Here is a 12,120-nt window from a genome sequence, read left to right as displayed (position 1 = left end):
ATGCTACTAAGCCGTAAAATCATTGTACTGGTTTTATTAGGATTGTTTACCGCACCGTTAGCCTTTGGCCAAAGCGAGGCATTAAAGGTTGTGGTAAACAATCTGGCTTACTATCGCCAGCGCGGCGAGCTCAAATATCTGAGCAACGCCAAAAAATCGGTTGATAGTTTAATTAAAACCCGGTCAGATTCATCTAACCTTGGTAAAAACATATACAAAGCTATTGTTTACTCAAGCATAGCTTATATAGACTCCACTAACCGCTTAAATCAGCCTGCAGATTTTTCGAACAAAACAGTTGAACTGGTTGATAGACTTTCTCACCATAAACGAATCTACAAATACCAAACGGAGCTCGATTTTTCAAAACGATGCCTGGCTAATGTTTTGATCAGAAATGGATTTGAGCAATGCCGGCATTTAGATTTTACAAATGCGGTTGAATCTTTTAAAAAAGCACAGCAGTATTCACCTAAGTTTGGTCAAATAAACGCTTATATAGCCTATGCTAATACCCGGGCCGGCCGTTTGGAGGAAGCAGTTAAATTTTATAACACCTTGCTGACTGCCGACAGCGCCAAAACAGAATATGTGATTGCCGCGTCAAACATTTATAAAACGATGGGGGATACCGCAAAGGCACTGGAAACGTTGCAAAAGGGGAGGCGCTTTTTACCTGGCGATAAAAGCCTTGTTTTGGAAGAAGCTAATATCTTCAATAATAAAAAGGATTACAGATCACTGGAGCCGCTGTTGAAAGATTTACTGGATGCTTACGGCAATGATGCAGAGGTGTATTTTATTGCAGCTAATTGTTATGACCGTTTGGAAAAATATGATAGGGCAGAGTCATTGTACCTGCGTGCTATTGAACTGAATAGTGCTGCTTATGACCCCGTACTTAATTTAGGGCTTTTGTATTTAAAGCTTAGTGCTGCCAAGCGAAACAAGGATGAGGCGGATAAAAATCTTTCGCGGTCGGCACTTTGGCTGCAAAAGGCATATGAAATGTCTCCTAAAAACGTTAATACCCTAAAGCTTTTGCAACTTATATATGCAAAAAGCGGAAACGACACTCAATTAAATAACATAAACAGTAAATTGCAACAATTAACTAATTAGAGAATCTATGAAAATTAAATTTTTGATAGCAGGTGCTATGAGCCTGTTCTCGGCAACAGTATTTGCACAAAAATCAGAGTTAAATACTGCTCAGACCGAGTACGACAAGTATGCAGTTTTCAGACAGCAAAAGGCGATGGCTACTAACGCCAGAACCAGCCTTAATACTGCTAAAACTTCTATTGATAAAGCCGCTACCAACGATAAAACCGGTACATTACCTCAAACTTATGCTCTAAAAGGCGCAATTTATGGTGCTTTGGCTTATAACGATACAGTAGCAACAACATCACAGCCTTTGTATAGCGCTGCCGCCGATGCTATAAAAAAAGCTAAAGAAACTGATACAAAAGGGGAGTTTAAAAAACTGGTTGACGAAGCAAATCAGTATCTGGCTTATTATCAGTTGAATAAAGGTGTAAAAGAATTTCAGGCTAAACAATTTGACGAAGCCTACAAAGCTTTTGATTTTTATCGTAGCATTTATCCAGAAGATACTACAGCCATTTACTACACCGGCTTAGCTGCTGCAAACTCGAAGAACTACCCAATTGCCATTAACAACTATAAAAAATTAGTTACCACAAATTATAGCCGCAGAGCAGATATCTATTCAGATTTATCCAACTTATATCTGATGACAAAAGATACCACCAATGCATTAGCTGCTGTAAGTGAAGGAGTTAGCAAATTCCCAACCAGCGCAACATTACGCGGCCGTGAGGTAGAAATTGCATTACAACAAGGCAAGCAAGCAGAATTTATAGACAAAATTCAAGCTGCTGCTACTAATGATCCAAAAAATAAAACGCTGCACTTTTATACTGGCATTGCATACGGTAAAATAGCCGATGCACAGGCCGAAACTGCTAAAAAAGCCAAAGATCCGGCTGCTAAAGCTGCTGCTTTGAAAGCCAGAGACGACAACAATGCTAAGGCTGCAGATGCTTATCAGAAAGCAGTTGAGTTAGATCCGAACTATTTCGAAGCTAACCTAAACATGGGATATATTTTAATGACTTCTGCAGTTGATGATTACAATGCTGCAAACAAGTTACCCGTTGCTAAGCAAAAAGAATACAATGCATTATCTGCAAAAGCTAACGCCGCCGCTGATAAAGCAAAACCATACCTGGAAAAAGCAGTTGAGCTTAAACCAGATGATTTAAGCGCTTTAGGTAATTTAAGAAACTACTACATCATTAAGAAGAACACCGTTAAAACTGCAGAGATTAAGAAAAGAATGGATGCAATAAAATAAGTAACAAGGGGCCCAGTAATGTGGGCCCTTTATTATAATTGAATTTACTTAACATAATGTTAATTATGAGAAGTTATTTCAAATAGAAAAAGCAGCTTGATAATAGCTGCTTCTTTTATTATTTTAAAGATGCATTAATCGCTTTGGCTGAATCTAAGTGCATGTTTAGTTTCGGTAAGCTTTTTTCGGCCAGCTTTTTTATTTCGGTTATACGGTTATCGGTATTCTTACGAAATAGCTCAATAACTTTAGCATGATCTGCAACCATCATTTGCATGTACGCTTTGTCAAAGGCAGGTCCCGACATTTTATTTAAACCAATCACCATTTGCTGATGTTCCGGATTCAGTGTGTCTGTATCCATTTTTAAATTGACATACTTATCAGTCGCGAGCTTTTTTACTTCGCTGCCCATGTATTTATGATCAGATATCATCATCTTGGCAAAGCTAATAACCCGCGGGTTTTGTGATTTGGCCTGCGCAACTGTGCCAGCCTTTATTTCTGTTAAACTGGCTTCATGAGCTTCCTTTATAAATCCAATTCCCTGGTCATCAACCAAAGTTTTTTCGTTATAATTTTTTGCGCGCCGATTATCATTACAGGCGGTTATTGATATAGCTAGTAACGCTACAGCGCTTAAACTTAAGATGTTTTTCATTTTGTAAGATGATGTTAACAGATAATTATTTTAGTAACAATTAAATGTTTTACTGGTTTACAAAACGAACAACAATATTTGAACAGTTTGGATTTTATTATTTAACTATAGTATTAGGCCAAATTACGTCCGGCATTTACAATACCGTAAACTGTACGAATCACTAACTTACTATAGGCGCTCTTTAACTCTTCATCTGTTGTATTTTTTAATTGTTGCAGTGCATAATGCTGTGTAACAACCAACGGTAAAACAATGCGCTCACGCATTGCTATAGAGCGTTTTTCAACCGGGTATTCTTGCATTAGTTCCTGGTTGCCCGTTAATTCAAGCGTTAAAGCCTTTGTTAAGTCAAACTCGTTTTTCAGTAATTTCCAAAACTCCCCATAATGCTCGTTATGTTCCAGGTGCGCTGTAATCCTGAAGTCGGATTTAGACATGGACATCATGCAATTATCGATCATGGTTTTGAAAAAACCAGATGACTTGTACAAATCTACCGCATCTTGCCACTTACCTAAGTCTTTTGCTTTTTTTAAAGCCGAACCAACCCCATAAAAGCCTGGTACATTTTGTTTTAACTGGCTCCACGAGGTTACAAAACTAATAGCCCGCAAATCTTCTAACTTTAACGGCGCGCCAGCATTGCGTTTGGTAGGCCGACTGCTTATATTGATGTTGGACAGCAATTTTAATGGGCTCATGTTCTCCAGGTACTCGGTAAAGATGGGATGCTTACGCAATGCCAGAAACTTATCAAAGCTCTCATTGGCCATTGTGGAGATTAAGTCTTTATGTGCTGTGTCGAGCAAATCACGATGATTTGGATGCAGCGCTGATGTGATACCAGCGTTTACGAGTTGCTCGATATTGTATTTTGCTGTTTCTATAGAGCCGTATTGTGAACTAACGGTTTGGCCTTGTATGGTCAGTTGGATATGATCGTTCGCAATTTCTTTGCCCATAGCCGCATAAAAGCGGTGCGTTTTGCCACCACCTCTTGCCGGCGGACCTCCCCTCCCATCAAAAAATGCCAGCTCAATATCATACTTTTTGGTTATGGCGGTTAACTCAACCTTGGCTTGGTATATAGACCAGTTAGCCATCAAATAACCACCATCCTTAGTACTATCTGAGAAACCCAGCATTATCATCTGACGGTTTCCACGCTTCTTTAAATGCTCTTTGTATATAGGGTGCGCATACAATTTTTCCATTACGCCAGCCGCATTTTTCAGGTCATTTACGGTTTCAAACAATGGCATAAAATCAATGGTCAGGTTGTCTTTCGTCCAACCGCACCACAAAAACAAATTCATTAACTGCAGTATATCCGAAGCTTCCTGGCAATTGCTGATGATGAACCGATGGCTGGCCTTCTCGCCGTTTTGTTGCTGAATTTTATGCATCAGCCTGATAGTGCATAGCGTATCATTGATCATCGCTTCATCAGTATTGCCATCTGTTTCCTCAGTGCAAGGATAATCAGCTTCATTAAAGCTAATGAGTTTTAGTTTTTCATCTTCACTCAGTTCGCTGTAATTTTCTGGCAAGCCGTTATTTAGCCCGGGTTGTTTTAAGCCATATTGAAATACCGTGCGCAATACCCGGCTATCCTGCCTAATGTCTAAGCCAGCAAAATAGCAGCCGTAAAGCCTTACCTTCAGTGTCAGATCTTCGATCAGCTCTAAAAATATACCATCGTGATCTTTAACCAGCGTATCTTTAATACCCTGCAACAAGTCAATCATTTCTTGCTGCAGATCACCAGCCTCTGGTTGCGGATTAAAGGCGTTCACGTACAACAAATCACCAAGCCTGCTCATAGGCTCCTCAATGCCTCTAAACGTAATGCGACGCTTTAGGATGCGGTAATCTCTATAATAACACCTGAAGATGATTTGCCTTAGCGTTGCTGCAACCGTACGTGTCGAATTGGTTTTTACGTTCGGGTTGCCGTCGCGATCGCCGCCCGGCCAAAAGCCTAATTCAAACACCTGGTTGGGAAAGCTGTCAATACCAAACTCCTCATTCAATCGGGTTTGTATACCAGCCAAGGCGTAATAAAACACGTTCTCTAAAAACCAAATCAGGCTAATGGCCTCGTCTACAGGCGTAGGCGAAGTTTTGTTAAAGAACGGCGTTTTACCCAACTGCTGTAAAAGCAGATTTACGGTATTAATATCGTTCGTTTTAAGCGCCTCAATTAGGTCGGTCATGATTGTTAGTACCGTGCCAGGGTAAAACTGTGTAGGATGCGCGGTTAATACTAGGCGTAATGAGAAATTCTTAAGCTTCTCACTAATCTTTTCGCGCACTTCATCGCTCGATGCCACCTGCTGCAATAAGCCTTGCAGGGTACCGCTATCATCGGTCCGGCTTAATTTGCTGAACGATGAATCCTCAATGGCATCAAATAGTACCACTTGTCTTTCGATATACTGTATAAAGCGGAACAAACGATTAATCTTCTCACGTTCATCAACGCCGGGTACATGCTCATCAAAAAAAGACTCAATAACTTCACTTGGTGATTTAAGTTGTGCTACTCCTTTTTCGCAATGCGAGCTAAAGAACGGTAATAAAATTCCGGTATCCTTAACTTGATAAAAAGGTAGCGTTAAAAATAAACTGTTATAAAGTTCGAAGCGAGTTATGACCTCTTGGCTGAAGACTGTTTCCCGTTGGGTAGAATGTGGTGTTACTGACATATTTTATAAACTGTTAAATGAAGGCGAACGCCTTCTTTAAGCGGCGTTAAAATACACATCTTATCTATAAATAATCAAACCAAGCTGATAATAAATAGTTATTGCATTTAGCACAATGTATGTTTTTCTGATATACTTCTTGGTTTATCTATTTTTGTACTGTAATTTGCTGCTGCTAACCTAATGTCTACCCAAACCCGCGAGATAAAAAGCTTCCTTTTCAGCCAGTATTTTTCTGACGGGCTGCGTATTAGCATGGGCTTGCTATTGCCTGCTGTTGTTTTTGCTCAATTAGGCTTACTTCAAACCGGTTTAACTATATCGTTAGGTGCTGTTTGCATGAGCGTTATTGATAACCCCGGACCGGTTATTCACAAGCGTAACGCAATGCTAATAGGCAACGCCCTTGTTTTTTTGGTATTGATAGTTACCGGATATGCACGTTTTAATCTATGGGTTTTAGGTACTGAAGTTACCCTCCTCTCTTTTATTTTTTCCATACTCATCGTTTTCGGTAATAGGGCAGCAGCAGTGGGAACCGCAGGTTTGCTAGCCATGGTTTTTGTGATGGATAAAGATATTGCCAGAAGCGAGATTTGGACGCATAGCTTAATGGTGTTAGCCGGAGGTATATGGTATATGCTCATGAGCCTGATGTTCTTTGGCATTAGACCTTATCGTGCGGCCCAGCAGGCTTTAGGTGAAAACATCAGGGATATTGTTGAATTTTTAAGGGTGAAGGCCGATTTTTATTTACCTGAGATTAATATTGACGACAATTACAGAAAGCTTGTTTCCAAACAGATCATGGTAAGTCAGCATCAGGATTCCGTTAGGGAGTTACTGTTTAAGAGCCGGCAGGTGGTTAAAGAATCAACCAATTATAGCCGTATGCTGGTACTTACGTTTGTTGATCTGGTAGATATGTTTGAGCAGATTATGGCTACCCACTATGATTACAGCCGTATACATGAGCAGTTTGGCGAAACAGGTATTCTGGAAGATATTGGTCATTTGCTTCACCGCATGGCCGATGAACTAGATAACATTGGATTTGCTGTGCTTTCTAACACTACTTACCGCTCAGCCAAGCGGTTTAGCACCGATTTAGAAGAGCTGAAGGCTAAGATTGATACACTGGGAGCTTCCGGAAACACAGGAAGTAACCTGGTGTTGAAAAAAATCTTGATTAATCTGCGTGATTTAAATCAAAAGATCGTCGACATTTATAGATATCATAAGGCCCGCACCTCTAAAAAGCCAATTGACAATCCATACCAGGTAGAGTATGATAAATTTGTTGCGCATCAGGATTTTTCGCTTAGACTGCTATTAGACAACCTTACGTTCAAATCAACCACCTTTAAGTTTGCACTGCGCGTTTCTTTAGTTTGCCTGTTTGGTTTTATCATTACCAAAAGCAGCGCTTTGCTACATTTCATTAATGCTGTTACTGGCCGTACAGTAGTATTTGGGCAGCATAGCTACTGGGTATTACTTACCATTATTGTTATTATAAAACCGGCGTTCAGCCTTTCTAAACAGCGCAACTACCAGCGGCTTATCGGTACCATTTTTGGAGGAGCTATTGGCGTTGGTATTCTTAATTTTGTACATAACGATACGGCTCAATTTGTAATATTGGCCGTTTTGATGGTTGGTGCCTACAGTTTTATACGAATTAATTATGGGGTGGGCATCGTACTGATGACGCCTTACGTGTTGATATTGTTCCGGTTTTTAGGTTTAGGGCATTTAAACATTGCCGAGGAAAGGATTATAGACACGATAATAGGGTCAGTAATTGCATTTGGTGCTAATTATCTGTTATTCCCAACTTGGGAGTCTGAACAGTTAAAACAGAGTTTGCACGAAGTACTTACGGCTAATGCCAATTATCTCACTAAAATTGCTGAAAGTATAACCGGTATACCGGTGAGCACTACTGAATATAAGCTAGCACGTAAAGAGGTATATATCAAATCCGCTAATTTATCAGCTGCTTTTGAGCGCATGACTTCTGAGCCCAAAAACAAGCAGCACAAAAGTAAGGATGTGCATAAATTTGTTGTATTAAATCACATCCTATCCTCATACATAGCTACAATGGCTTCGGGCGTTACAGGGCGTGAGCTGCATAAAACCAGTGGCGAGAACTTAAAGATGGTTAAACGTAGTATTAACATTCTTAATGACAGCGCTAAAAAGCTGGGCGGAGTCGGTGTTGACTTTGTAGGCGATAAAAAGTTGGACGGTTCTGAACAACGCGAGTTAACTGCAGACGAAATTTTGTTAAAAGACCAGCTCGGTTTCATTCATAAAATAAGCGCCGATATTGCTAAAACGGCTGATGCATTTATAAGTTAAAGTAATTCGTTTGCAAGGTTGGCCAATTCGCTGCGTTCGCCTTTTTGCAAAGTGATGTGCGCGTAAAGCGGATGGTTTTTAGCTTTATCGATTAAATAAGACAACCCGTTACTCTCCGCATCGAGATATGGCGTATCAATTTGGTAGATGTCTCCTGTAAATACCACCTTGCTGTTCTCCCCTGCTCTTGAGATAATTGTCTTAATCTCATGTGGTGTCAAGTTCTGTGCCTCATCAACCATAAAGAAAATTTTGCTAAGTGTACGTCCGCGTATAAAAGCCAGGGGCGTGATGGATATTTTGTCGGTAGCCACCAGTTCATCAATCTTCTTTTGCATTTTCTCATCATGGGCATATTGGTCTTTCAAGAACTTGAGATTATCCCAAATGGGCGCCATAAATGGATCAACCTTCGATTTAGCATCGCCAGGTAAATACCCGATTTCTTTATTGCCCAGCGGCACGGTAGGGCGTGTAATAAATATTTGCCTGTAGTTTTTACGCTGTTCAAGCGCGCTTGCCAAGGCAAGCAGTGTTTTGCCGGTGCCCGCATTACCTTGTATGGTAACCAATTTAATAGCAGGGTTAAGCAAAGCATGCAAGGCAAACGCCTGCTCCACACTCCTCGGCTCAATGGTAAAAGCTGTTTGCTGCTGTATCTTCTCTAACTGGGCATTCTGTATGTTATAAAACGCAGGAACAGCAGTATTTTTACCTTGCAATATATAGAATAGATTACCGGCGGGGTGGATATTTGCCGTGTCAGCCGGCAACGGCTGCTTGTTAAGCTGGCCCAGCAGCCGTTCGGTTACTTTTTGCAGGGGGCCTATGCCAGTATATAACGCTTCCAGATTTTTTACTTTACCTGTCTCATAATCTTCGGCATGCAAGTTCAGCGCCTTTGCTTTTAGCCGCAAACAAATATCTTTCGATACTAAAATAACTTTTTTGTCCGGATTTTCCTGTTGAAGGCCTAAGGCTGCATTAAGTATGCGATGATCTATCTTATCACTTCCAAATATAGTCTCCGCATTAACTGTAGCCTCTGACTTATCCATTACAACTTTAAACGAACCTTTATTTTTACCGTTTAATGGTAACCAGTTGTTAAGCAAATAATTTTGCGAGTAATTATCCATTAAGCGAATAAATCCACGAGCTTCAAAATTACGCGTATCATTACCCGTTTTCATGTTATCCAGCTCTTCTAATACCTGAATTGGAATAGCCACATCATGTTCCTGAAAGCTTTCAAATGCGTTATGATCGTAAAGAATAACCGACGTATCCAGTACAAATATTTTTTTTTGAGCAGATGTTGATTTGATTTTACCCTCTTTAGCCATGTAAGGTAAAAATATACATTTTAGCTGTAGCCTATAGTACGGCCGAATGAATATAATTGAAGAGTATATAAAACACGAAAACGGAAGCCTCCACATTTACGTTTCAACTTCCGTTTCCTTAACTTTTAACCCCAACCATAGCTGGCTTTAAAAGCATTAAGTACGATTTGATGTGCATTTACCGATCTGCCCTCTGTTATTGCTCTATATAACTCGCGTCATATACAAGCGATTACTACTGCAAGACCATTACCTTTGTTTTCACTGTTTCTCCGTAGATTACGGTGTCCTTTTTGGTAATACCTTTTTTAACCCTCACCCCTCAGCTATAATAACTTGCGTATCTTATTTGCTACCAGGATGCAATTAAAGACTTCCTATGATCTTTAGATCCTCCGAAGATTCACCCGATTCATTTTCCGTTACTCAAGGCTGTCAATGTACGTCGTTCTTAATAATACTAAGATAGCATCTTTTACTATACGTGTCAAGTGTAAAATTTAATTATTTTTCAACTTGCTGTTAATCAGTAGAATAAAATCATCGCCATTGCCTTTTAAATTTTTTCTGTTAAAAACCGCCAATACCTTTTTGGAATATGGCGCATATGCAACTTTGTGTTTTTACGCGCTGGTATATTTACGCTGTTAAAATAATTCTTCCAAAGATTTTGATAAAGTCCCTCGTCTTCTGTATAAGTTGATATCACATTGTCGGGACGGGCAGTTGAAAAATCAAGTGTAATAAATTCGAGTTCGTGAAGATTATAGTATAAGCCATAGTTGCGCCGCATGTCGTAAATGATCCACTTTTGGTCGGTATATCGGTTTTTGAAATGTTTACCTAATAACGGGAGCACATTAAAATCGGGTTCTATAGCCGAATAGAAAGTTTCATCTTGTAATTTTTGAAAGCGTATGAAAGCTTCCATGCGATGTTTTTCACGGCGTATCATCCGCAACAGCTCTGCCATCCGAAGCACATATTTATTGCCATAATCTTCTTCTACATTAATTTCTGAATCGAAAACATACCTAATGTAGCCAATAATTGTTGCGTCCTCGCCATCAAAACCAGCCATATGAATAGCATAAAGGCGCTGCATGCTTGCCGTTGCCAAGCGCTGCTGTAAGCCCTGCAATACACGGCCTGCGCGGTTTTGATCGGTCACTATCTTAATAACATCTTCAAACAAAGCGGCACTTAGCCACTCCCCTTTCTGTATTTTAACCTGTTGCAGCTTGTGTTCATAAATTTCAAACACCGCGGTAAGGAGGCCTTCAAACGATCCGTCGTATACAAGCGTAGTCATCATTAAAACAAGTTAAGCTGAGTAACCGAATTTTTTAAATACTTACTTTGCGACTGAGACAGGATGTATTGCTTAATGGCAGTTCCAGTTAAATCTCGCTTTTCAAATTGCGGACTGTGGCAAGTAATAAAATACTTTGCCCGGTTCAATGCCACGCCTATCTTCTTTAATTGGTCCCAATTTAACCTACCGAACAGCCTTGCGCTAACAATTTTTTGTGCCGACTGTAACCCAATACCAGGTACCCGTAATATCAATTGCAAGTCAGCTTTATTTATATCAATCGGAAAAACGTGCAAGTTGCGTAATCCCCAGCTTAGCTTTGGGTCGATGTCGAGATCGAGATGTGGATTTTGCCCGTTTACAATTTCATTTACCTGGAAGCCATAGAATCGCATCAGCCAATCGGCCTGATAAAGGCGGTTTTCTCGTACCATGGGTACGCTAGTGTGCAGGTCGGGCAGGCGTTTATCGCTTATTACAGGTACATATCCTGAATAATAAACCCGTTTTAGATTGAAATTTTTATAAAAATGATTGGCCGTATGTAAAACCTGATGATCAGTTTCGGGCGTAGCACCTACAATTACCTGGGTACTTTGGCCGGCCGGTGCAAAAATGGGTGCTTTCTTAAACAAAGTCTTTTCTTCCGTCCGGAGAATGATTTCGTTTTTGAGGAATCCCATAGGTTGAATCATATCCTGGCGGTTCTTTTCGGGCGCTAAAAGCTTTAAACCCTCTTCTGTAGGCATTTCTAAATTAACGCTTAACCGATCGGCATACAGGCCCGCCTCTCGCATTAATTCGTCACTTGCTCCCGGAATTGATTTAAGATGAATGTAGCCGTTAAACTTGTGCTCAGTTCGCAGCTTTTTAGCAACGCGTACCAAACGTTCCATGGTAAAGTCGGCGTCTTTGAAAATACCGGAGCTAAGGAACAAGCCTTCGATATAATTGCGGCGGTAAAAATTTATAGTTAAATCAACTACTTCTTGCACAGTAAACGCAGCACGTTTTATGTCGTTGCTGCTACGTGAAACGCAATAAGCACAATCAAAAATACAGTGATTGGTAAGTAGTATTTTAAGAAGCGATACACAGCGACCATCTTCTGTATATGTATGGCAAATGCCGTTACTGGCATTACCTAATCCTTTGTTTTCGTTTTTACGCTTGCTACCGCTCGACGCACACGATACATCATATTTGGCAGCATCCGCTAAAATATTCAGCTTCTCAGTTATACGTTTCTCATCCATATGATTTCAAAAATACTAATATTTTTAGCATGATTGGAATAGAATAAAAAACTTTACACAACTATAAGGGTTACATTTAAA

General features: G+C 40.1%; 8 protein-coding genes. 3 read left to right on the top strand and 5 right to left on the bottom strand.

The window, feature by feature from the left end; translation table 11 throughout:
* Together ABDD95_RS10975 and ABDD95_RS10970 are read left to right on the top strand one after the other, a co-directional pair.
* Positions 1 to 1,122, top strand: a complete 1,122-nt coding sequence (locus tag ABDD95_RS10975; protein ID WP_345951936.1) for a tetratricopeptide repeat protein — start codon at positions 1 to 3, stop codon at positions 1,120 to 1,122.
* 7 nt (positions 1,123 to 1,129) lie between these two features.
* Positions 1,130 to 2,383, top strand: coding sequence for a hypothetical protein (locus ABDD95_RS10970; protein ID WP_345951935.1), 1,254 nt, complete (start codon positions 1,130 to 1,132; stop codon positions 2,381 to 2,383).
* 118 nt (positions 2,384 to 2,501) lie between these two features.
* Here the strand turns inward: ABDD95_RS10970 and ABDD95_RS10965 are convergent, their stop codons facing one another.
* Together ABDD95_RS10965 and ABDD95_RS10960 are read right to left on the bottom strand one after the other, a co-directional pair.
* A complete protein-coding gene (locus ABDD95_RS10965) occupies positions 2,502 to 3,044 on the bottom strand; it encodes a DUF4142 domain-containing protein (RefSeq protein ID WP_345951934.1) in 543 nt (180 codons plus the stop codon).
* 113 nt (positions 3,045 to 3,157) lie between these two features.
* Positions 3,158 to 5,755 (bottom strand): phosphoenolpyruvate carboxylase, encoded by a 2,598-nt coding sequence (locus tag ABDD95_RS10960; protein WP_345951933.1) that lies wholly within the window; start codon positions 5,753 to 5,755, stop codon positions 3,158 to 3,160.
* Between the two features lie 183 nt (positions 5,756 to 5,938).
* Here ABDD95_RS10960 and ABDD95_RS10955 point away from each other — a divergent pair, with 183 nt between their 5' ends.
* Positions 5,939 to 8,122, top strand: coding sequence for an FUSC family membrane protein (locus ABDD95_RS10955; protein ID WP_345951932.1), 2,184 nt, complete (start codon positions 5,939 to 5,941; stop codon positions 8,120 to 8,122).
* Here ABDD95_RS10955 and ABDD95_RS10950 read toward each other — a convergent pair.
* The 3 genes from ABDD95_RS10950 to ABDD95_RS10940 form a co-directional block, all read right to left on the bottom strand.
* The gene (locus ABDD95_RS10950) at positions 8,119 to 9,468 is read right to left on the bottom strand and encodes a PhoH family protein (RefSeq protein ID WP_345951931.1); all 1,350 of its coding nucleotides are present in this window, start codon (positions 9,466 to 9,468) and stop codon (positions 8,119 to 8,121) included. The genes ABDD95_RS10955 and ABDD95_RS10950 overlap by 4 nt on opposite strands.
* 556 nt (positions 9,469 to 10,024) lie before the next feature.
* Positions 10,025 to 10,783: a TIGR03915 family putative DNA repair protein gene (locus ABDD95_RS10945; RefSeq protein WP_345951930.1), complete on the bottom strand. Its 759-nt coding sequence runs from the start codon at positions 10,781 to 10,783 to the stop codon at positions 10,025 to 10,027.
* Positions 10,783 to 12,039, bottom strand: coding sequence for a putative DNA modification/repair radical SAM protein (locus tag ABDD95_RS10940; RefSeq protein WP_345951929.1), 1,257 nt, complete (start codon positions 12,037 to 12,039; stop codon positions 10,783 to 10,785). Before ABDD95_RS10940 ends, ABDD95_RS10945 begins: the two co-directional genes overlap by 1 nt.
* Between the last annotated feature and the right edge of the window lie 81 nt (positions 12,040 to 12,120).

Origin of the sequence: Mucilaginibacter sp. PAMB04274, assembly GCF_039634385.2 — a bacterium.
In the GTDB taxonomy this organism is placed as follows: domain Bacteria; phylum Bacteroidota; class Bacteroidia; order Sphingobacteriales; family Sphingobacteriaceae; genus Mucilaginibacter.
Note: the sequence above shows the minus strand (reverse complement) of the source record. Positions and strands in the feature narration are given on the sequence as shown.